This window comes from Streptomyces sp. V4I2 (assembly GCF_030817655.1).
Lineage (GTDB): Bacteria > Actinomycetota > Actinomycetes > Streptomycetales > Streptomycetaceae > Streptomyces > Streptomyces plumbiresistens.
Genome location: NZ_JAUSZM010000003.1, coordinates 6,761,643 through 6,783,194, shown reverse-complemented (window position 1 = coordinate 6,783,194; position 21,552 = coordinate 6,761,643). Strand labels below are relative to the sequence as shown.

General features: G+C 70.5%; 19 protein-coding genes. 7 read left to right on the top strand and 12 right to left on the bottom strand.

The genetic code is table 11. The features are described from left to right. Window positions 1-13: 13 nt before the first annotated feature. The 5 genes from QFZ76_RS32200 to QFZ76_RS32180 all read right to left on the bottom strand — a co-directional run bounded on the left by QFZ76_RS32200 (window position 14) and on the right by QFZ76_RS32180 (window position 7,855). Window positions 14-3,313, bottom strand: a complete 3,300-nt coding sequence (locus tag QFZ76_RS32200) for a S8 family peptidase (RefSeq protein ID WP_307676980.1) — start codon at window positions 3,311-3,313, stop codon at window positions 14-16. Between the two features lie 249 nt (window positions 3,314-3,562). Then, window positions 3,563-4,246 (bottom strand): ABC transporter ATP-binding protein, encoded by a 684-nt coding sequence (locus QFZ76_RS32195; protein ID WP_307676979.1) that lies wholly within the window; start codon window positions 4,244-4,246, stop codon window positions 3,563-3,565. A 124-nt stretch (window positions 4,247-4,370) separates the two neighbouring features. Beyond that, the gene (locus tag QFZ76_RS32190; protein ID WP_307676978.1) at window positions 4,371-5,825 is read right to left on the bottom strand and encodes an ABC transporter permease; all 1,455 of its coding nucleotides are present in this window, start codon (window positions 5,823-5,825) and stop codon (window positions 4,371-4,373) included. 145 nt (window positions 5,826-5,970) lie between these two features. After that, window positions 5,971-7,224 carry an Ig-like domain-containing protein gene (locus tag QFZ76_RS32185; protein ID WP_307676977.1) on the bottom strand — a complete coding sequence of 418 codons (1,254 nt, stop codon included), beginning with the start codon at window positions 7,222-7,224 and terminating at the stop codon, window positions 5,971-5,973. A 220-nt stretch (window positions 7,225-7,444) separates the two neighbouring features. After that, complete coding sequence (locus tag QFZ76_RS32180; RefSeq protein ID WP_307676976.1) at window positions 7,445-7,855, bottom strand: hypothetical protein; 411 nt, start codon at window positions 7,853-7,855, stop codon at window positions 7,445-7,447. Window positions 7,856-7,964: 109 nt separating this feature from the next. On the opposite strand from QFZ76_RS32180, the gene QFZ76_RS32175 reads away from it, so the two are divergent. Continuing rightward, the gene (locus QFZ76_RS32175) at window positions 7,965-8,282 is read left to right on the top strand and encodes an LAETG motif-containing sortase-dependent surface protein (RefSeq protein ID WP_266434495.1); all 318 of its coding nucleotides are present in this window, start codon (window positions 7,965-7,967) and stop codon (window positions 8,280-8,282) included. Between the two features lie 43 nt (window positions 8,283-8,325). Further along, window positions 8,326-9,126, top strand: coding sequence for a hypothetical protein (locus QFZ76_RS32170; RefSeq protein ID WP_307676975.1), 801 nt, complete (start codon window positions 8,326-8,328; stop codon window positions 9,124-9,126). Between the two features lie 34 nt (window positions 9,127-9,160). Here QFZ76_RS32170 and QFZ76_RS32165 read toward each other — a convergent pair whose 3' ends face one another. The 4 genes from QFZ76_RS32165 to QFZ76_RS32150 all read right to left on the bottom strand — a co-directional run bounded on the left by QFZ76_RS32165 (window position 9,161) and on the right by QFZ76_RS32150 (window position 14,388). Then, window positions 9,161-10,390 carry a transposase gene (locus QFZ76_RS32165; RefSeq protein WP_307676974.1) on the bottom strand — a complete coding sequence of 410 codons (1,230 nt, stop codon included), beginning with the start codon at window positions 10,388-10,390 and terminating at the stop codon, window positions 9,161-9,163. Between the two features lie 311 nt (window positions 10,391-10,701). Further along, window positions 10,702-12,240: a histidine ammonia-lyase gene (hutH, locus tag QFZ76_RS32160; RefSeq protein ID WP_307680194.1), complete on the bottom strand. Its 1,539-nt coding sequence runs from the start codon at window positions 12,238-12,240 to the stop codon at window positions 10,702-10,704. An 82-nt stretch (window positions 12,241-12,322) separates the two neighbouring features. Further along, on the bottom strand, window positions 12,323-13,471 hold the full coding sequence (locus tag QFZ76_RS32155) for a diguanylate cyclase domain-containing protein (RefSeq protein ID WP_307676973.1): 1,149 nt from the start codon (window positions 13,469-13,471) through the stop codon (window positions 12,323-12,325). Between the two features lie 98 nt (window positions 13,472-13,569). Then, a complete protein-coding gene (locus QFZ76_RS32150; protein WP_307676972.1) occupies window positions 13,570-14,388 on the bottom strand; it encodes an enoyl-CoA hydratase/isomerase family protein in 819 nt (272 codons plus the stop codon). A gap of 460 nt (window positions 14,389-14,848) precedes the next feature. Between QFZ76_RS32150 and QFZ76_RS32145 the strand changes: the two genes are divergently transcribed. Further along, window positions 14,849-15,247: a hypothetical protein gene (locus QFZ76_RS32145; RefSeq protein WP_307676971.1), complete on the top strand. Its 399-nt coding sequence runs from the start codon at window positions 14,849-14,851 to the stop codon at window positions 15,245-15,247. A 15-nt stretch (window positions 15,248-15,262) separates the two neighbouring features. On the opposite strand, the gene QFZ76_RS32140 is transcribed toward QFZ76_RS32145, so the two are convergent. Further along, on the bottom strand, window positions 15,263-16,393 hold the full coding sequence (locus QFZ76_RS32140) for an adenylate/guanylate cyclase domain-containing protein (protein WP_307676970.1): 1,131 nt from the start codon (window positions 16,391-16,393) through the stop codon (window positions 15,263-15,265). Between the two features lie 121 nt (window positions 16,394-16,514). Continuing rightward, window positions 16,515-17,417 (bottom strand): biotin--[acetyl-CoA-carboxylase] ligase, encoded by a 903-nt coding sequence (locus QFZ76_RS32135; RefSeq protein ID WP_307676969.1) that lies wholly within the window; start codon window positions 17,415-17,417, stop codon window positions 16,515-16,517. 252 nt (window positions 17,418-17,669) lie between these two features. On the opposite strand from QFZ76_RS32135, the gene QFZ76_RS32130 reads away from it, so the two are divergent. Next, window positions 17,670-19,289: an acyl-CoA carboxylase subunit beta gene (locus QFZ76_RS32130; protein WP_266434509.1), complete on the top strand. Its 1,620-nt coding sequence runs from the start codon at window positions 17,670-17,672 to the stop codon at window positions 19,287-19,289. A gap of 8 nt (window positions 19,290-19,297) precedes the next feature. Next, window positions 19,298-19,507: an acyl-CoA carboxylase epsilon subunit gene (locus tag QFZ76_RS32125; protein ID WP_307676968.1), complete on the top strand. Its 210-nt coding sequence runs from the start codon at window positions 19,298-19,300 to the stop codon at window positions 19,505-19,507. Here QFZ76_RS32125 and QFZ76_RS32120 read toward each other — a convergent pair. Continuing rightward, window positions 19,504-20,628, bottom strand: a complete 1,125-nt coding sequence (locus QFZ76_RS32120) for an SGNH/GDSL hydrolase family protein (protein ID WP_307676967.1) — start codon at window positions 20,626-20,628, stop codon at window positions 19,504-19,506. The genes QFZ76_RS32125 and QFZ76_RS32120 overlap by 4 nt on opposite strands. A 134-nt stretch (window positions 20,629-20,762) precedes the next feature. On the opposite strand from QFZ76_RS32120, the gene mmpB reads away from it, so the two are divergent. Beyond that, the gene (gene mmpB / locus QFZ76_RS32115) at window positions 20,763-20,891 is read left to right on the top strand and encodes a morphogenic membrane protein MmpB (protein ID WP_266434514.1); all 129 of its coding nucleotides are present in this window, start codon (window positions 20,763-20,765) and stop codon (window positions 20,889-20,891) included. Between the two features lie 33 nt (window positions 20,892-20,924). Next, window positions 20,925-21,545: a nucleoside triphosphate pyrophosphatase gene (locus QFZ76_RS32110; RefSeq protein ID WP_307676966.1), complete on the top strand. Its 621-nt coding sequence runs from the start codon at window positions 20,925-20,927 to the stop codon at window positions 21,543-21,545. The last annotated feature ends 7 nt before the right edge of the window (window positions 21,546-21,552 follow it).

The window sequence follows — 21,552 nt, the reverse complement described above, 5'->3', positions numbered from 1 at the left end:
CCCGTCGTACGGCTCACTTGCCGTAGTACGCGTTGTAGATCGAGATCGTCGACTTGTTGCCCTTCTTGTCGGCGATCTTGGCGTGGAAGGAGATGGCCTTCCCCTTCGCCGGGTTCTTCGCGGTGATCTTGCCGTTCTTGACGGTGACCTTCTTCCAGGTCTGGCCGTAGTCGTACGACACGTACACCGACAGCGACTTCAGGTTGGAGCCCTTGGCCGCGCCCTCGACGGTGACCGGGATCGACACCGTCTTGCCCGCCTCGACCTTGCTGTCCAGGCCGGTCTTGGCGTTGAAGCGGACCATGGAGGCCGGGAGCTTGACCGCGTCCTCGCCGGTCGGCTTCTTAGAGCGGAAGGTCCAGCTCGCGTCGATCCGGGTGGAGGCGGCCGCGACCTTGACGCTCCGCTTGACCGAGGTGGTCAGCTTGTACTCGGCGTCACCGGACGGGACCTTGAAGAGGCCCTCGCCGAACAGCGGGTCGGCGTTGGTGCCGACCTTGGTGCCGTTGCGGTACAGCGAGGTGGCCACCGACGTGAAGTCCGACGAACCGGCGTGCCCGGCCCCGTCGGCGAACAGCGGCAGCAGGCCGTACATGTTGTTGCCCTCGCGGAAGAGCCCGTAGTCCGCGTTCAGGTGCGGGCCGAAGACCGCGGTGTTGAAGGTCTTCGTGTACTTCTTGCCCGCCTTGAAGGTCTGCGGGTCGCCCAGCGTGTAGAACGCGTCGACGATCGGGAAGCCGTCCGCGTCCTGGCCGCTGTACTGCTCGAAGTCGAAGGTCCACTGGATCTTGTCGGACGTCGAGAGGTACAGCGTGCGCGCACCCGGCAGTTTCTGCTCCACCGGGAAGCCGAGCACGAAGTCCTCGGGGAGCATGCCCCAGGTGACGAGCCCGCCGGACTTGCCGGAGGCGGCGGCACCGAGGTTGTTCTTCACCGTGGCGAGTTCACTCGCCTTGAAGTGCCGGACCTTGTCGCCCTGGATCTTCTTCACCTTGGCGGTGGTGGCCACGTCGTACTCGGCGTTCGCGCCCTTGGTCCACTGGCCGTTCCAGGTCTGCGACAGGCCGCTGACCTCCCCGCCCAGGTGGGCCATGCGCACGTTGGCGAACGTGTCGAGGCCGAAGCCGATGCCGATACCGGCCGGCTCGAAGAAGTAGCTGCTCATCGCGGCCGTCGGCTTGGCCTGCGCGTCCGGCACCGTGATGTCGGCGGCCTTGGTCTTGCGGGCGTCGATCGTCACCGAGGTGTCCTTGGTGACGCTCAGCTTCGGCTGGACCAGCCAGTCGAGGCCGCCCTCCAGGTTCACGAAGTCCTTCACGATCCAGGCGTCCAGCAGGTACGTGCCCTTGGGCACCCGCATGGTCGTGGTGCCGGAAGCGGCCGTCGGGATCTGGTAGTCCCGGCCGGTGCCCAGGCCCGAGTAGCCGAGGAGCACGGTGTTGTACTGGTCCGTCGGCTTGCCGTCGCGCCCGATGTGCTTGACGGTGACGTCGTACGACTGCAGCTCACGGTTGACCGCCGCGGCCGTACGGACGCTCTGCCCGCCGCCCGTCGCCGTCACGTACGCGGAGTACGCGCCGTCGACCGTGCCGCCCAGCTTGGTGTTGACGGTGACGTCCACGGACGCCGTGCCGCCGTTCGCCGGGACGGTCACCTTGGTCGCGCCCAGCTTGAAGAAGCCGGCCGGAGCCGCCGCGCCCTTGGGGTTGGTGGCGGTCGCGGAGAGGGTGAGCGTGACGTCCTTCGTACCGAGGTTGCGGTACGTCAGCTTCTTGGTTTCCGGCGTGTCGTCGGTGTGCGGCCACTGCTGCGTACCGAAGCTCACCGACACCGGGTCGGCGATGACGGTCTGCTTGATGGCCTTGTCGACCTGGATCCGGCCCGAACCCTGCTGGAACGGGGTGTACTTGCCGCCCTTGGTGGACGCGGTCAGCGCGCCCTTCAGCTCGGCGTACGTCCAGTCCGGGTGCTGCTGCTTGAGGATGGCCGCGGCGCCCGCGACGTGCGGGGTCGCCATCGACGTACCCGAGATGCTCATGTAGCCGGCGGGCTTCTCGCCGACCTCCTTGGCGATGTCGTTGCCGACACCCGAAGCGGCCGTGATGTCCACGCCCGGCGCGGTGACGTCCGGCTTGATCGCGCCGTCGCCGAGCCGCGGGCCGGTCGAGGAGAACGCGGCGAGCTTGTCCGTGTCGTCGACGGCGCCGACGGTGAGCGCGCGGTCCGCGCTGCCCGGCGAACCGACCGACTCCGGACCGGAGTTGCCGGCCGCGATCGCGAAGAGGATGCCCTTCTCGGCGGACAGCTTGTTGACCGCCGCCTCCAGCGGGTCCTCCTCCGGCGTGTCCGTGCCGCCGAGGCTGAGGTTGACCACCTGGGCGCCCTCAGCGGCCGCCCACTCCATGCCGGCGAGGATGCCGGAGTCGTCGCCGGAGCCGGTGTCGTCGAGGACCTTGCCGTTGAGGATCGCGGCGCCGGGCGCGACGCCCTTGAACTTGCCGCCGGACTTGGCGCCGGTGCCCGCCGCGATGGACGCGACGTGCGTGCCGTGCCCGACCTTGTCGGTGGCGTCGGCGGCCGGGGTGAAGTTCTTGGCCGCGACGACCTGGTTCTTCAGGTCCGGGTGGGTGGCGTCGACACCGGTGTCGAGGACGGCGATCTTGACGCCCTTGCCGTTGTAGCCGGCGGTCCACGCCTTGGGGGCGCCGATCTGCGGCACGGACTTGTCGAGGGTGGCCTTGCGGACGCCGTCGAGCCAGACGTGCGCGACGCCGGAGGCCGTCTTGTCGCCGTTGGTGACCGCGTCCCACAGGTCGGGCGTGTCCTCGTGCGGGGTCTGCACCGCGTCGGCGTTCAGGGACTTCAGGCTCTGGCGCAGGGTGCCCGCGTCACGGACGTCGGCCTTGGTGGCGGCCGCGGCTCCCTTGTAGCCGACGATCACCTTCAGACCGTTCTTCTGGGAGGTGCGGGTGGCCGACTTGTTGAGCTCGGTGATGTCGAAGAGCCGCTGGTCGAGCTTGCCGGTGGAGACCAGGCGGGCCGCGTCGGCCGGGATCACGAGCGTGTGTCCGTCGACCTTGCGGATCTGTACGGGTATGTGCTCGCGCCCCTTCGCCCGCTCCAGGCCGACGACGCGGCCCTTGGCGTCGACGGAGACGCGGTCCCCCGTGATCAGGGTGATGCGATGGTGGGACGAGAGCTGGGCGGCGCCGGTCTCGCGCTGCTCGGGCTTCGCCGACGCCGGGCTGGTCATGCCCGCCGCCAGGGCCACGGCGGCCGCGGTGGCGACCGTGGCCGCGCATGCTCTTTTCACTTGTCTGCGCAAGTTTCCCCCTTGCCGATGTACCGGGTGAATTCCCCGTTCACCCGGCCGGGGGTGGTCTCGCACGCGCGACCGCGCACCCCCCGGAACCCGCAGTATGCCGGGGGGTGATCAGCCACCTCAATACACAGGTGCCTGACAGAAAGGGTCTGTTACACGATCGTCGGGTAAACGAACATCCTCGGCCATTTCCGAATCTCGTCGCTACGAGGCGGGTTACGAGGGGGGTTACAACGCGGGTTACGACGCGGCGTTCTCCTTCACCGTGATCCTCCCCTTGCGGATCGTCGCCACCCGCGGGGCTTTCTTCGCGATCGAGGAGTCGTGGGTGACCATGATGAAGGTCAGCCCCAACTCCTTCCACATGGTCTCGAGTACGTCCATGATCTCGTCGCGCATCGACTCGTCGAGGTTTCCGGTCGGTTCGTCGGCCAGCAGCACCTTCGGCTGCTTGACCAGCGCGCGGGCGATGGCGACGCGCTGCTGCTGGCCGCCGGACATCTCGCCCGGCAGATGCCCGAGCCGCTCGCCGAGCCCGACCGACCGCAGCGCCTCGGCGGCCCGTTCGCGCCGCTCCTTCACCTTCACGCCGAGCGGTACGAGGGCGGTCTCGACGTTCTCCTGGGCGGTGAGCGTCGGGATCAGGTTGAAGCTCTGGAAGACGAAGCCGATGTTCTCGCTGCGCACCTTGGTGAGCCGGGCCTCGGACAGCTTGGCCATGTCGGTCCCGTCGAGGACCACTTCACCGGACGTCGGCCTGTCCAGGCCGCCGAGCATCTGGAGCAGCGTGGACTTGCCGCCGCCGGTGGGGCCCTGGATGACCAGGCGGTCACCGTCGGCGATGGTGAGATCGACACCGACGAGGGCGTCGACGGTTTCCTTGCCTCGGGTGTAGCGCTTGGCGACGCTCTTGAGTTCGTACATGGTGGGTGCTCCTGGGTGGGGTTCGGGGTGGTGCGGATTGCTCGTGACTGCGGGCCGGTGAGGGCTGGTCGCGCAGTTCCCCGCGCCCCTGGGGAGGTACAGTCCCGCCGGCCGAAGGTGAGAGTTACTCGACGCGCCGCAGCGCATCCGCCGGTCGCAGACGGGACGCACGCCATCCGCCGAACGCACCCGCGATCAGGCCGCCCGCCACCGCGAGCCCCACCGCGATCGCCACCGTCGTCACGCTCACCGGTGCCGTCAGGGCCACGTCCAGGGTTCTGGCCGCCGCCTGGCGGCCGGGACCTCCGAAGCCGCCGCCCCCACCCGTGCCGCCGCCCCCGCCCAACTGCGCCTGCAGCGTGGGACTGATGGCCGTCACCACGTACGCTCCCGCCAGCCCGAGCGCGATGCCCAGCGCACCGCCCAGCAGCCCGTTGACCATCGCCTCGCCGACCACCTGCCGGGTCACCCGCCCCGACTTCCAGCCCAGCGCCTTCAGCGTGCCGAACTCGCGCACCCGGCGGGACACCGCCGAGGAGGTCAGCAGACCGGCGACCAGGAACGCGGCGATGAGCACCGCGATCGACAGCCACTTGCCGACGCTGGTGGCGAGGGAGGAGGCGGTGGAGAGGGAGCCGGAGACCGTGTCCGCGAGGTCCGCGGAGGTCGTCACCGTCGTACCCGAGATGTTCTTCTGGATGGTCGACTTGACGCTGTCGATCTTCTGGGAGTCGGTCGCCCGGACGTAGACCGTGGTGACCTTGTCCTTCGAGTCGCTGAGGGTCTGTGCCTGCGTCAGCGGGATGTAGACGTTGGCCGCCGCGTCACCGCTGTCGGCCGTGGCGACGCCGATCACCTTGCACTTGACGCTCTTGATGGTGACCGTGCTGCCGACCTTGAGCTTCTTCTCCTTGGCGTACGCCGAGTCGACGACGGCCACCTTGGCGTTCTTCTCGGACGACGTGAACGTACGACCGCTGGTGATCTTCGAGGAGGTCAGCGGGCCGAGGGCCGGCTCGGTGACGTCGGTGCCGTAGACGGAGTAGTTGTTGACGTCGAAGTCGGCGCCGCCGCCCTGTACTTCGCCCTGCGGCTGGCCGGTGCCGCCGCCCTGGCCGCCGGGGGCGGCGCCCTCCTGGCCGCCGCCCTCGCCCTGCTGGACCTGGCCGCGGGTGAACTGGCCGCTGACCTTGATGACTTGCAGGCTGAGGCCGCCCACCGCGTCCGAGACGCCGGTCTGCTTGCCGACCTTGGCGACGGTCGCGGTGGAGAGGGTCTCGAAGCCCTGCACCAGGACGCGGTCGGTGCTCTGCTCCGCCTCGGAGTCGCCGTCCTGGGCGTCGAACTGGAAGCGCGGGCGGTCGGAGGCACTGGCCTGCGGCTGGGCCGCCTTGGTGACGGTCATGTCCGTGCCCAGGCCGTAGAGGGACTGGAGGACCTTGTCCTGGGCCTTGCCCATGCCCGAGGACACGGAATTGACCACGATGACCAGCGCGATACCGAGCGCGAGGCCGGAGGCGACGACGAGGGCCGCTTTTCTGCGGCGGCGCAACTCGCGCCTCAGGTAGGTGAAGAACATGGCCGCAAGCTAGGTACGGCGCGTGATGAAGGGATAAGGCAGGAATAAGAGAAGGATGAGAACCCTGAGAACGCCGTGATCGGCCCCGGAAAACACCGATGCCGCCCCTGGGGGCAGCATCGGAAAACTGTGAACTCCGGGTCGCTCAGACCGCCGAACCGGCCTTCCAGTCGGCCCAGCTCAGGTTCCAGCCGTTCAGACCGTTGTCCGGCGAGACCGTCTTGTCGCCGGTGTTCTGGACGACCACGACGTCACCGATGATCGAGCTGTTATAGAACCACGCACCCGGGGTGTTCGGGTCGTTCGCGCCCTTGGTGTCCGACAGGCCCACACAGCCGTGGCTGGTGTTCACACTGCCGAAGATGGACTTGGCGCCCCAATAGTTGCCGTGCACGAAGGTGCCGGAGGTGGTCAGGCGCATGGCGTGCGGTACGTCCTTGATGTCGTACTCGCCCTTGCCGTCGTCGTCGGTGAAGCCGACCGTCGCGCCGTTCATCCGGGTCTCCTTGAACTTCTCGGAGATCACCATCTGGCCTTCATACGTCTTGTTGTCGGGCGCACCGGCGGAGATCGGGATGGTCCTGACGGTCTTGCCGTCCTGCGTGACCTTCATCTGCTTGGTCTTGGCGTCGACGTACGTGACCTGGTTGCGGCCGATCTTGAAGGTGACCGTCTTCTGCTGGACGCCGTAGACACCGGAGACACCCTCGACACCGTCGAGCGCGAGCTTCAGCGTGACGGTGGAGTTCTCCTGCCAGTAGTCGTCAGGCCGGCAGTCCATGCGGTTGGCGTTGAACCAGTGGCAGACGACCTCCTGCCCGCTGGTGGAGGAGACGGTGATGCCCTTCTGGACGGCCGCCTTGTTGGTGATCGCCTTGTCGAAGTTGATCGACACGGGCATCCCGACGCCGACGGTGGTGCCGTCGTCCGGCGTGAAGGTGCCGATAAAGCTGTTGGCCGGGGAGACCGTGGTGAACGAGGCGTTCTCGTGCGCTACCCGCCCGTCGGCGTCCTTCGCCTCCGCCGTCAGCTTGTAGGTCGTGGACCGCTCCAGCTGGACGCTGGGCTTCCAGCTGGTCTTGTCGGCGGATATCTCGCCGGTGACCGCGGTGCCGTCGCCGGTCGTCATCGACACGTCGGTGAGCGTGCCCTTGCTCACGGTGACGGCGGCGGAGTTGTTGATGGAGGCGTTGTCCGAACCGTCCTTCGGCGTGATCTTGATCTGGGCCTCGGAGGTCTTCTCGGCCGCGGCCTCGTCGACCTTGGCCTGTGAGGTGTCCTTGCCGCCGTCACCTGCGGGGGCGTCGTCGCCTCCGCTGGAACACGCCGAAAGCACCAGCACACCGCCGAGCAGTGCGGACGCGACCGTCAGGCCCTTGCGCCGCCTACTGTTGGTCATCACACGCTTCTCCATCGTTGCCGAATCCCCAAAACCCCAGAGAGTCCCCGTCAAGAACCTTCAACGCTACGACCGGTTCGTCCCGTTCCACATGCTCCGCAGGTGTGGGGCACACCACGTTCGCGGAGGCGAGTGGTGTCGGTGTCGGTCTGTGCGCCCCATGAGACGACGAAACCCCGGACAGCGGTTGCCGTCCGGGGTCACGATTTCCCCAAGGACGTCAGCCGACCCGCTCGTCCTCGTGGTCGTCCGCGGCATCGCCGTCGCCGTCGTACTCGTCTTCGTCCGTCGCCGCGTCGTCTTCGTCTTCTTCTTCGTCGACATCATCCTCGTCGAGGTCCCAGTCGGGCGAATCGGGGTCGTAGTCGATCCGCTCGCTGGACCAGGACGCCTGCGCGAGTTCGACCCCCGGGATCTCGCTGACCAGGTCGAACGGGTCGACGAGATACGCGAGACCCTCCGCCGTGTCCTGCGTCACAGCGGTCTCGGCATGGGCCCGCTCGTCGGCCGGCATGTCGGTGTCGCCCGCGATCCGCCCCAGCGCGGCCTCGGTGACGGCCTCGGCATCGTCGACCTCGAGGACCAGCTCGACGCGAAGCCGTACAAATCGTGATGTCTCTGGAGTGCTCATGCCCGGAGCGTACGGCGCTTGCCTCCCGTGACTTTCCCGTGACCCGCGCCTTTCACTAACATCGCACCACACGGCCAATTCACCAGCGCCACAAGGGGATCGATATTCCGTGTCATCCGCTCGCCGTCCGTTGCTGACCGCCACCGCCGCGGGGACCCTTCTGGGCGCCCTGTGGTTCGTCCCCTCCGCCAACGCGTCAGGGGACCAGCCGGCGAGAACAGAGCCTTCCGCGACCCCGACGTCGCAGGTCACGACCCAGGCACGGGCCGCGTCCACGGACACCAGCAGCACGACCGGCGAGGCCACCCGGCTCGCCGACACCGGCAGCTTCGACACCACGCCGTACATCGCCGGCGGGACCGTCTTCCTGACGCTGGGTGCCGGGTTTGTCGTCTATTCGGTACGTCGCGAACGCCTCGGTTTTTAAACCGGCTTGACGCGTTCTTCAGCAAACCTTCATAGTCCGCCTCATGAAGAGATCATCGGGCGCGCGCATGGGCGCCACGGTTGCCGTGAGCGTGCTGTCGCTCGCCCTTGTCACTGGCTGTTCCGATGACGGGTCGGACGACTCCAAGGACTCCGCGAACTCCGGATCCTCCTCGTCCTCGTCTCCGACCGCGGCCGCGAAGGCGTACAACGCGGCGGAGCTGGAGAAACTGCTGCTCGCGGAGGGCGAGATCGAGGGGTACAAGGTCACCTCGGGCGACGACACCCTGCCGAAGTCCAAGAGCGTGCTGAAGAACATCGACAAGGCCGAGTGCGAGCCGGTCGCCTACGCCATGGCCGCGCTCCCGCCGGGCGACACGGACGCGAATGCGAGCAACACCGTCACCGAGGCGCCCCCGACGGACGACCCGTCCAAGTCCCTGGACGAGCTGACCGAGGGCGACTTCGCCGAGGCCTTCAACCTCACCGCGACCTACGTGGGCCTGTCCTCGTACGAGGGCGACGGCGCCGAGAAGGCCTTCAAGGCCGTCTCCGACGGGGTCAAGGCCTGCTCCGGCGGCTTCGGCTTCACCGCCGACGGCACGGACACGAAGATCACCAAGATCGCCCCCGAGAAGGCCTCGGGCGCCGGTGACGAGTCCGTGGCGTTCGCCGCCAGCTCCGCGATGGACGGCGACGGCACGGGCGTCTTCCACACCGAGGTGGTGCGGCACGGCAGCAGCATCGCCTCGTACTACACGGTGAACCTCGCCCTGGTCACCTCCGGCAAGCCGTACGACGTCCCGGCGGCCGTGATCGACGCGCAGGCGGCCAAGTTCAATTGAATCCTCCCCCTCGTGGACGAGGGGAATTCCTGACTCAGGCAGCCTGACGGAACAGCGTTCCGTCAGGTCTTGCGCCATCAGCACCAGCCGGGTCGAGACCAGCCCGGATGAGCATCACGCGTGCGGAGTTCTTGTCCCGTGGGGACACGGCTCCGCACGCGGTGCAGGTGTAGGTGCGCATTCCCAGCGGCAGTGCGTGCTTGGCTCTCGCTCCGCAGTGCGCGCAGTCCATCGTGGTATGCGCGGGGTGTACCAGGTGCACGCGGCGTGCGTGCTTGCGGCCCATCTCGATCAGGGCCTGCTTGGTGGCGCCGATGGCGGCGTCGGCGGCCTTCTTGGCCATGGTGGTCTTGGCGAGGAACTTCGGCTTGAAGTCCTCGACGGCCAGGGCGTCATGGTCGCGAACGACGGACTTGGCCCACTTCCGGGCCATGTCCTGGCGTTGCCGGGCTACCTTCTGGTGCACCTTGGCCCTGAGTTTCCTCGCTGTGCGGTACCCCTTCGACCCGGTCTTCCCCTTCTTCGGTCTGCGGCGGGCCATCATCCGGTCGTACCGGGTCAGCTTCTCCTTGGCCTTCCGCCCGTGCTGGGCGTGGGGGAGGTCGTAGGCATCGCTGGTGGTGGTCGCGGTCTCCGTCACACCCCAGTCGATGCCGATCACGCGGCCGGTTTCGGGAGGTGGCTGCACCTGGGCGGGGACGACGAAGCTGGCGTACCAGTGCCCCAGGCTGTCCTGATAGACGCGCACCGATGACGGGTCGGCCGGAAGGTCTCGCGACCACACCACCGTCAAGGCGATGCCGCCCGCCAGGTGCAGCCTGCCGTCCTTGAGACGGAAGCCACGCCGGGTGTAGTTCAGCGTCGGCAGCGTCTCGCGCTTCTTCTTCCACTTCGGCATCCCCGCCCGGCGGTGCTGCGGAACCCGGTCGCGGATGTCCTTGTGCGCCTTGGCCTTGGACTTGCCGAAATCCCGGATGAGCTGCTGCTGCGGAACACTGGAGCCTTCACGCAGCCACGGCGTGCGGGCACGGGCGTCGGTCAGCATCTTGTCGAGCTGCGCCGGACCGCACGTTTGCTTGTCGGTGCCCTCGGGACGGTTCCTGTTCCAGGCATGGACCTGCTGCGACTTTGCCACGCACTCGTTCCACACCCACCGGCACCGGTCCCACTCCGCCAACAGCAGCGTGAGCGCGGTGGACGACACGCGAAGCCGGAAGGTGTACCGGGCATGCTCCGCCCCGTCGGCCCCCGCTGCTTCCGCCACGCCCACACCCCCGTCCACGTTCCGGCCACCCGAGCCCTGCCCGACGACCATACGTACGAGATCCGCACACCCGCGCCCCTCTCCCACCGCGACCACCCCCACCAGCGAACACGGGCACACACGTTCGCCCGCACCCGGCTCCGCCGGGCAAGCCGCAGCGGCGCTCCGCGCCCGGGAAGCAGGATGCGGCGACGCTCCGCGTCGCTGTCACGGTGCAATTCCTCCCCGGCGTGAACGCCGGGGCCTCCTCGCAAGAGACCAGATGACCCCTCGGACCTTGTCGGTCTCCCGACTGGCAAGGCCCGTTCCGCCTACTGCAGCGGTCCGGTGACCGTCTCCGCCGCCGCGACCAGCTTCCCGGCGCGTACGAACGCGTCCGCCGCCGCGAGGTCGGGCGACAGGAAGCGGTCCGGCCCCGGACCCTCGACGCCCGCCTTCCGTACGGCGTCGATGACCGCCCGGGACGCCGGCGCCGGGGTCAGCCCCGCGCGCAGCTCGACGGCGCGCGTGGCGGCGTACAGCTCGATGGCGATGACCCGGGTGAGGTTGTCGACGGCCGTGCGCAGCTTGCGGGCGGCCGACCAGCCCATGGAGACGTGGTCCTCCTGCATCGCGGAGGACGGGATCGAGTCCGCCGACGCCGGTACGGCGAGCCGCTTCATCTCGCTGACCAGCGCGGCCTGCGTGTACTGGGCGATCATCAGCCCGGAGTCGACGCCCGGGTCGTCGGCGAGGAACGGCGGCAGCCCGTGGCTGCGGTTCTTGTCGAGCAGCCGGTCGGTGCGGCGCTCGGCGATGGAGGCGAGGTCGGCGGCGGCGATGGCCAGGAAGTCGAGGACGTAGGCGACCGGGGCGCCGTGGAAGTTGCCGTTGGACTCGACGCGCCCGTCGGGCAGCACCACCGGGTTGTCGACGGCCGACGCCAGCTCCCGCTCGGCGACCAGGCGGGCGTGCGCGAGTGTGTCCCGTCCGGCGCCGGCGACCTGGGGGGCGCAGCGCACGGAGTAGGCGTCCTGGACGCGCGGGGCGTCGTCCTGGTGGTGCCCGGTGAGCTCCGAACCCTTCAGTACGGCCAGCGTGTTGGCGGCGCTGGCGCCCTGCCCGGGGTGCGGGCGGATGGCGTGCAGCTCGGGGGCGAGGACCTTGTCGGTGCCGAGCAGGCCCTCCAGGGAGAGGGCCGCGGTGATGTCGGCGGACTTGTAGAGGGTGTCCAGGTCGGCGAGGGCCATGACCAGCATGCCGAGCATGCCGTCGGTGCCGTTGAGGAGGGCGAGGCCCTCCTTCTCGCGCAGTTCGACGGGGGCGATGCCGTGCTCGGCGAGGAGTTCGCCGGCGGGCCGTACGGCGCCGTCCGGGCCTTCGGCGTCGCCCTCGCCCATGAGGGTCAGCGCGCAGTGCGACAGGGGGGCGAGGTCTCCGGAGCAGCCGAGGGAGCCGTACTCGTGGACGACCGGGGTGATGCCGGCGTTCAGGACGTCGGCCATGGTCTGCGCGACCTCGGGGCGGACGCCGGTGTGTCCCGAGCAGACGGTCTTCAGCCGCAGGAACATCAGGGCCCGTACGACCTCTCGCTCCACCCGCGGCCCCATGCCGGCGGCGTGCGAGCGGACGATGTTGCGCTGCAGCTGGGCCCGCAGTTCCTGGCTGATGTGCCGGGTCGCCAGGGCGCCGAAGCCGGTGCTCACGCCGTAGACGGGTTCGGGCTTGGCCGCCAGCGCGTCCACGATGCCGCGGGCCGCGGCGAGGGCCGTGACCGCCTGCGCGGAGAGCTCGACCCGGGCGCCGGCGCGCGCCACGGCGAGAACGTCGGACGCGGTGACCCCGGACGTCCCCACCACCACAGTGTGCATATCCATATTCAGGAGCGTACGCAGTGAATTCGAGGATGTCACCAGTGGGGGACGGGTTTGCCCCTTACCGACGGGTCACACTTCAGCCACGCCCGCGAAAGCGGCGGCGCTCGCCGGGCGGCTGCTCGGCGGAGGGTTCGTCGGCCAGTCGTACGACCGGGTCGTCGGGGCCCTGCCGTCCGGCGACGACCGGGCGGGTGGCCCGTTCGGCCTTGGCCCGGTACTGGGCCGCGTCGGCCAGCCGGAACAGCCGGCGGGCGGAGCCCACCGGTCCGATGGGGTCCTCGGTGGACGCGACCCCGCAGGCGACGCCCTCCCCCAGCTCCAGCTCGGCGGCCCTGCGGCACAGCTCGTCGGCCGCCTTGACGACCTCGTCGGCGGGCGGTCCGACCGCGAGCAGACAGAACTCGTCACCGCCGAGGCGGGCGGCGAGGGTGCCGGGGAGCATGGCGCCGCAGAGGGAGAGGACCGACCCGAAGCGTTCGAGGAGACGGTCGCCGACGGCGTGGCCGCGCGTGTCGTTGACGCGCTTGAGCCCGTTGAGGTCGCAGACCACGAGACTGACGACCGCCCCGTCCCTGCGGTGCCGCTCGACGGCCTCGTCCAGGCGGGCGTCGACGGCCCGGCGGTTGGCGAGACCGGTGAGCGCGTCGGTGAACGCCAGCCGCCGCACCTCCTCCAGCCGCTCGGTCTGGGCGATGCCCGCGGCGACGACGGAGGCCAGCACGGTGGCGAAGTCGGCGTCCTCACGGCCGAAGACCGGCCCGCCGACGGGACGGGCCACATACAGCTCGCCCCAGGCCCGGCCGTGCAGCACGATCGGCGCGACGACGCAGCAGCCGCGGCCTCTGCGCCGCAGGGCGGCGACGCGCTGGTGGACGTAACCGGGGCGGCGGCCGGCGGCCGGGCCCTCCGCGGTCTCCACCCAGGCGTTGGGTTCGCCGCCGCCGGCCCAGCGCTCGTGCAGGAACTCGGTGATCTCGGCGAACTGGTGCACCGGGTAGGCCTCGTCGTCCGGGAACTCCTCCTCGTCCTCGGCCCGCTCCCCCGCGTTCACCAGCACCCGCAGCCGGCCGAGGTCCCGCTCCCACACCGACAGCGCGGCGAAGCTCCCGCCGAGCGCGCGGCACGCTCCGCTCGCGGCAGCCCACCACACCTCCCGCGAGCTGTGCGCCGCGGCCATGCCCTGAGCCAACGCGACGACGCCCGCGAGCCGACTGTCCTCACCCATCACACCAGGCTAGGGAGTTTCGGGGCGAACCGGTCACTTTCCGCGCCGCAGGGGTGACCGTCCCTGAGGGCTCCGCCCCCAGACCCTCGCCCTGGGGGCTACTCCCCCGGCCAGGAAGGACGCCGTTTCTCGTTGAACGCCGCCACCCCCTCCGCCCGGTCCGCCGAGAACGCCACCGCCCGCCACGCCGCGTCCTCGACCTCCAGCCCCGCCCGCAGATCCAGCCCCTGCCCCAGCCGCAGCGCCTTCTTCGCCGCCCGCAGCCCCACCGGCGAGTTCCCCGCGATCCGGGATGCCAGGGCCAACGCCTCCTCGCGGTCGCGTCCCTCCTCCACCAGCACATCGACGAGGCCCAGCGAGGCCGCCTCCCCGGCCTCCACCCGCCGTGCCGTGAAGATCAGCTCGGCCGCCCGGGCGGCCCCCACCCGCCGCGGCAGCAACTGCGTGCCGCCGCCGCCGGGAATCACGCCGACCGACACCTCGGGCAGCCCCACCACGGCCGTACGGTCCGCCACGATCAGGTCGCAGGCGAGCGCCAGCTCGAAGCCCCCGCCCAGCGCGAACCCGTGCACGGCGGCGATCGTCGGGACCGGCAGCTCCAGGACCCCGGTGTACGCCCCGCGCGCCACCGGCCGCTGCCGCACCAGATCCGCGTCGGTGAAGGAGTTCCGCTCCTTGAGGTCGGCGCCGACGCAGAAGGCCCGCTCATGGGTGGAGGTCACCACGACCACCCGAACCTCACGATCCGCGCCCAGCGCCGCGCACGCCCCGGCGAGCGACCGGGCCATCTCGGTCGAGACGGCGTTCATGGCCTTGGGCCGGTCCAGGGCCAGCTCCGCGACATGACCGTCAGCCCCGTCAGCCCCCTCCAGGTTTCGCCGCACCAGCACGAACTCCCCGAACCGCTCCTCGGACATGACACCCTCCCGGTTAACGACGGTTAACGCCCTTCGCTCCGATCATCGCAGCCGAGCCCCGCCGGGGAAAGGGCGGGCCGGTTCCCGCTTCCGCGCCCGACACCCCGTTCGAGTGACATCCCGCCCGACTCCCGTTCCACCGCACAACGGAGCGCATAACGTGCGTCCGCCACAGCGCACAGGGGGCGCGGGCGCACGGGGAGGGATCGCGATGACGACGAGGGACACACCGGCGGCGTGAGCGGAAAGAGGCAGCGCGGCGGACGCGGCCGTACCGCCGGAGTCGTACGGCACCGGAACCCGGCTCTGGACACCCCGCGGCCGGCACCGCCGCCCCCGCCCCCGCCCCCGCCCCCGCAAGGTCCTGCTGGCGGCGGGCGGCCTGGCCCTGGCGGCGGGCGCGCTGAGCTTCGTCCGGCTGACCCCCGACGCGGGCGTCGGCGGCCTCGGCAGCGCGGAGGTGGAACCGCGTCCCGACCCGGAGGCCGGCCCGGAACGGTCGGCCGACGCGGCCGCCACGGTCGCGGCCGTCACCCCCGAGGTGAGCCCGTCGGCGACCACGGTCCTGGGCGGTCCGAGCGCGCTGCCCACCAGGGGCGTGTCCCTCGCGACCCCCGCCCCGACCGCGGGGTCGTCCCGGCAGACGCCCACGACCGTCCCGGAAGCACCGAAGCCGACCGGCAGCGCGGCGCCCGCCACCCCCCGGCCGCCCTCGACGTCCGCCGCCGGCACCCCGGCCCCAACGCCGAGCAGCACGACGACTCCGCCCACCCCGCAGCCGGACCACCCGGACCGGCCCGGTCTGTGCCTGCCGGTCATCGCCGTGTGCGTGGACCCGCTGGCGGCCCGGCATCACTGAACGGGCTGCCGGGGACTACGACTCCCCGGCCCGCCGCGTCAGCAGCCACGGCTCGACCACGCCGAGCCCGCGCACCGGCCGCTGCCACATCGGCTGCAGCGCGAAGCGGTAGGTCGGCGGCTCCTCGCCCTCCTTCTCGGCGGTCGCCGCGGCCTCGGCCGCCTCCGCCTCGGAGGCGGGGGCCTCGCCGGTGCGGATCAGTTCCTCCGCGAAGGCGCTGTCGACGAGGACGGCGTCGCGCGGGGCTATCGACGTCAGCCGGGAGGCGAGGTTCACCGTCGTGCCGAAGACATCGCCCATACGGGTGGTGACCGTGCCGAAGGCGATGCCGACGCGCAGCTCCGGCATGGTCTCGTCATTCGCCATGGTCTCGATGAGCCTCAGGGCGATCTCGGCGGCGACCCCGGCGTCGTCCGCCGCGTACAGCACCTCGTCGCCGAGCGTCTTGACGAGCCGTCCGCCACGTGCGGCGACCAGGTCGGCGCACGTGGTCTCGAAGGCCTCGACGAGTTCGCCGAGCTCCTCCTCCTCCATCCGGCGGGTCAGCCGCGTGAACCCGACGAGGTCGGCGAAGCCCACGGCCAGACGCCGGTCGACCATCTCCTCGTCGTCGGCGGTCTGGACGACCCGGCCGGCCGAGGCGGCGAGCTGGCGGCGCCAGACATAGACGAGGAACTCCTCCAGCTCGGGCAGGAGCAGCTCGATGATCGGGTACGTCACCTCGGTGCGCGACATGCCGGGTTCCGGGGGCTCGGTCAGCCCCTCCAGGAACGAATCCATCTGCCACTCGGCCAGCCGGGCGGTGGTCTGTCCGGTGGACCGCGCCACCTGCACGGCCATCGCCTCGCTCAGCAGCCCCGCCTCCACGAGACCGGAGAGCCGGCGCAGCGCGAGCACGTCGGCCTCCGTGAGGGCCTTGGCCTGTCCGATGTCGGCGAAGCCCATGGCCCGCCAGAAGCGGGTGGCCAGCTCCACGGAGACGCCCGCGCTGCGCGCCGCCTGAAAGGGGGTGTAGCGCCGCTCGGCGCCCAGAATGAGCTGTTCGATGCGGAGGGCGAGCGGGTCCTCGCCCTCGCCGGACTCGGCGGCATCGGGGTCTGCCCGGCCGTCCGCGTCCGCGCCGGAGCCCGTGTCGTCGACGGTCACGCCTGCTGCCCTTCCGATCTGTCACGGTCAGGTATCGACCGGCCTCAACTCTACGGCAGGTGTGCGCCAGCTCACTCCGGGAGGAGAGAGGGGCTTCACGTCCGGGGCCGCCCCCAGTCCCCTACGCGGGCCGCAGGTGCACCACGTCCCCCGCCCCCACCGGCTCCTGCACTCCCTCCTCCGTGGCGATCACGAGCCGCCCGTCCCCGTCGACCGCCACCGCCTCGCCGACCACCGACCGATTTCCCGGCAGCTCCGCCCGCACCACCCTTCCCAACGTCGCGCATCCCGCCGCATACGTCTCCTGCAAACCGCTCGTCACCGGATCGCCCCCGGCCGCCCGCCAGCGCCCGTACCACTCCTCCAGCGACCGCAGCACCCCCCGCAGCAGCGGATCCCGGTCCGTGCTCACGGCGCCCGCCAGCGCCAGCGACCCGGCCTGCGGCACCGGCAGCTCGTCCGCGCGCAGGCTGACATTGATGCCGATCCCGACGACCACCCCGTCGTCCCCGGCCCGCTCGGCGAGGATGCCGCCGGCCTTGCGTTCCTCGCCGCCCACGGTCACCAGCAGGTCGTTGGGCCACTTGAGTGCCGTGTCGACGCCCGCCACCCGCGACAGCCCCGTCGCCACCGCCACCCCGGTGAGCAGCGGCAGCCAGCCCCAGCGGGCCACCGGGATCCCGCCCGGCTTCAGCAGGACGGAGAAGAACAGCCCCGAGCGGGGCGGTGCCGTCCACTGCCTGTCAAGGCGCCCCTTGCCGGCAGTCTGCTCCTCGGCGACGAGGACGGCACCCTCCTCCGCCCTGCCCTCGGTGGCCAGGGCCACCAGGTCGGCGTTCGTGGAGCCGGTGAGCTGCACGACCTCGATGTCGCAATAGAGCCCGCCGTGCCCGCCGTCCTTCACCAGCCCTCGCCGCAAAGCGGCGGCGTTAAGGGGTGGGCGGCCGAGGTCGGACCATCGGTCCGGCCCCGGCTCGTGGGGCCCGTTGAGCGGGTTTCCTTCTGCACCTGGTGGCGTCGTCATGCAACCCACCCTAGGTTTGACATCCTCCACCCCGCAGAGGTGGATTCCAGCCCGGTGAAAGGCTGAGGTTCACGGGCGCTCGATCACTCTCGCGATGTCACCCCTCCGGCGTGTCCCGCCGCGACGCACCGATCGTACAACCGGAAGGGGTGGGGAGTGTGGTAAACGCCGCACTGCCGATAGGTAGGCACCGCACTACTCTACGGATGAGTAACCGTCCCCCCTTTTGAGCAGGCAGGGAGCCGCATCCCGATGTCCGAGCCGGAAGAGCGTCACGCGATCCACGAGACCCAAGGGATCGACATCCACACCACCGCGGGCAAGCTCGCGGATCTCCAGCGCCGCATCGAGGAAGCGACGCACGCCGGCTCCGCACGCGCCGTCGAAAAGCAGCACGCCAAGGGCAAGTTGACGGCCCGGGAGCGGATCGAGCTGCTGCTCGACGAGGACTCCTTCGTCGAGCTCGACGAGTTCGCCCGGCACCGCTCCACCAACTTCGGCCTCGACCAGAACCGCCCGTACGGCGACGGCGTGGTCACCGGGTACGGAACCGTCGACGGCCGCCCCGTCGCCGTGTTCTCCCAGGACTTCACCGTCTTCGGCGGCGCCCTGGGCGAGGTCTACGGCCAGAAGATCGTCAAGGTGATGGACTTCGCGCTGAAGACCGGCTGCCCGGTCATCGGTATCAACGACTCCGGCGGCGCCCGCATCCAGGAGGGTGTCGCCTCCCTCGGCGCGTACGGCGAGATCTTCCGCCGCAACACCCACGCGTCCGGCGTGATCCCGCAGATCAGCCTCGTGGTCGGCCCCTGCGCGGGCGGCGCGGTCTACTCCCCGGCGATCACCGACTTCACCGTCATGGTCGACCAGACCTCGCACATGTTCATCACCGGCCCGGACGTCATCAAGACCGTCACCGGCGAGGACGTCGGCATGGAGGAGCTGGGCGGCGCCCGCACCCACAACTCCGCCTCGGGTGTGGCGCACCACATGGCCGGGGACGAGAAGGACGCCATCGAGTACGTCAAGCAGCTGCTGTCGTACCTGCCGTCCAACAACCTCAGCGAGGCCCCGGCGTTCCCGGAGGAGGCGGACCTCGCCGTCACCGACGAGGACCGCGAGCTGGACGCGATCGTCCCGGACAGCGCGAACCAGCCGTACGACATGCACACGGTGATCGAGCACGTCCTGGACGACGCCGAGTTCTTCGAGACGCAGCCGCTGTTCGCGCCGAACATCCTCACCGGCTTCGGGCGGGTGGAGGGCCGTCCCGTCGGCATCGTCGCCAACCAGCCGATGCAGTACGCCGGTTGTCTCGACATCAGGGCCAGCGAGAAGGCGGCCCGCTTCGTGCGGACCTGCGACGCCTTCAACGTCCCGGTCATCACCTTCGTGGACGTCCCCGGCTTCCTGCCGGGCGTCGACCAGGAGCACGACGGCATCATCCGCCGGGGCGCCAAGCTGATCTACGCCTACGCGGAGGCGACGGTCCCGCTCATCACCGTCATCACCCGCAAGGCCTTCGGCGGCGCCTACGACGTCATGGGCTCCAAGCACCTGGGCGCCGACCTCAACCTGGCCTGGCCCACCGCCCAGATCGCCGTGATGGGCGCCCAGGGCGCGGTCAACATCCTGCACCGCCGCACCATCGCCGAGGCCGAGGCCGCCGGGGACCTGGAGGCGACCCGGGCGCGGCTCATCCAGGAGTACGAGGACGCCCTCCTCAACCCCTACATCGCGGCCGAGCGCGGCTACATCGACTCCGTGATCATGCCGTCCGACACCCGCCGGCACGTCGTACGGGGCCTGCGTCAGCTGCGTACCAAGCGGGAAACCCTGCCCCCGAAGAAGCACGGCAACATCCCCCTCTAGGAGCCGTCATGACGATCAAGGTGGTACGGGGCAACCCGACCCCGGAGGAGCTGGCAGCCGCTCTGGCGGTGGTCCGCGCCCGCGCCGCGGCGGCGGCAGCGACCCCGCCCGGCGCACCCGACTCCCAGGACGCCTGGGCGGACCCGGCCCGCATCGCGGCACACCGGCTTCCGCAGCCGGGGCCGACGGCGTGGGGCCGCACCTACTGGCCGGGCTAGAGGACTGTTGACAGTACTTCGGCCATCACCTCGTACCCGACGTCGTTCGGGTGCAGGTGATCGCCGAAGTCGTACGACGCCCGCAGCCGGTCCGGGTCCGCCGGATCGGCCAGGGCACGCCGCAGATCCACCACCGCGTCGTACTCCCCCGCGCACCGGATCCACTCGTCGACCTCGTGGCTCACCTTGGCCGCATGCTCACCCCAGTGGTCCGACCCCGCGAACGGCAGCAGCGTGCAGCCGATCACCCGAAGCCCGCGCTCCTTCCCCTGCCGTATCAACTCCCGGTACCCGGCGACGACTTCCGGCGCCTCCACCACCGGCGCCGGCTTGTACGTCGGCTGTTCGTCGGTCTCGCCGAACCCGATGTCGTTCAGCCCGATCAGCACGACCACGGTGTCCACTCCCGCGAGTTCCAGCACGTCCCGCCGCAACCGGTGGACGCCCTTCTCCCCGTACCACGCGGAGTCGTTGAGCAGCAGGTTCCCGCCGATCCCGGCATTCAGGACCGGCCGCCCGGTGCGCCGCGCCAGCGCGTCGGACCAGCGGCGGTCGGCGCCGGGCGTGGAGCCGAAGCCGTCGGTGATCGAGTCGCCGAAGAGGGCGATGCCGTCGGTGCGGCCGGCGTCGACCTCGACGGCGGACAGGAAGTACCAGGACTCGGTGCTCGCGTCGAAGCCCGCGCCGCCCGTGTCCGCGAGCAGGTCGCCCTCGCCCCGGTAGCTGGTCGTGAAGGCCTGGGCGTGGAAGGTCGCGGGACCGGTCGTCGCGTCGAAGTACAGCGTGACCGTCACCAGCTCTCCGGCCGCCACGGCGAGTCCGACGGCGTCACTGACGGCGTGCCCCCGCGCCGGAAGCGAAACGTCGTACGCCCCCTCGAAGGTGAGCCGCGCCGGTGACTCCACCGCGGCCCCGGCGGCCGCCCGGCCGATGGTGGCCCCCGCGACGCGGACCGCCGAGGTGCCGTACGCGTTCGAGAGTCGGATCCGGGCCCGGCCGCCGCCCGCGGTGAGCCGTACGACCTGACGGACGGACTGGCGCCAGAAGCCCTCCCGGGACCAGTTGGGGGTGAAGCCCTCGGCGGGCAGCTGGGGTGACGCGGTCCAGGCAGCGGTGAACATGACACGCCCTCTCCAAACGGGACTGAAGTTCCTTTAGACTAACGGAACGACAGACCCTTTTAGCGACCCGGCCGGTGGGAAGTTGAGTACGCGTACTCAGGCGCCCGCCACGAAACCGCCGCACGCTGGAAACCATGCTGTGGTCCGACCCCGAGAACGAGCCGCCGAAGGAACTGCGTGACACGCAGGCCATGCTGCGGCGGCTGGGTGTCCTCATGGCGCTCGCCATGGTGCTGGCGATGATCGTGCTCGGGGTGAGGTGAGCCCCCTGGAACGGCCGCCGATACCCTGGCCGCATGACTGATCAGCCGCGCCGCCGACTCGTCCTCGCCTCCCAGTCCCCCGCCCGGCTCGGCCTGCTCCGCCAGGCCGGTCTCGACCCCGAGGTGATCGTGAGCGGCGTCGACGAGGACGCCGTCAGCGCGCCGACCCCCGCCGAGCTGGCCCTCGCCCTGGCCGAGGCGAAGGCCTCCGTGGTGGCGGCGAAGCCCGAGGTCAAGGGCGCCCTGGTGATCGGCTGCGACTCGGTGCTCGACCTGGACGGCGAGGCCCTGGGCAAGCCGGCGGACGCCGAGGAGGCCACCGCCCGCTGGAAGTCCATGCGCGGCCGCGCCGGCACGCTCCAGACCGGGCACTGCATCTACGACACGCGCAGCGGCCGGTACGCCTCCGCCACCGCCTCCACCGTCGTCCGCTTCGGCGAGCCGACCGACGAGGAGATCGCCGCGTACGTCGCTTCGGGCGAGCCCCTCCACGTCGCCGGGGCGTTCACCCTCGACGGCCGCTCGGCCCCCTTCATCGACGGCATCGACGGCGACCACGGCACCGTGATCGGCATCAGCCTGCCCCTCGTACGGCGGCTGCTGGCCCAACTGGGCGTCGGCATCACGGAGCTCTGGACGCCCGGAGACAAGTGACCGGGAG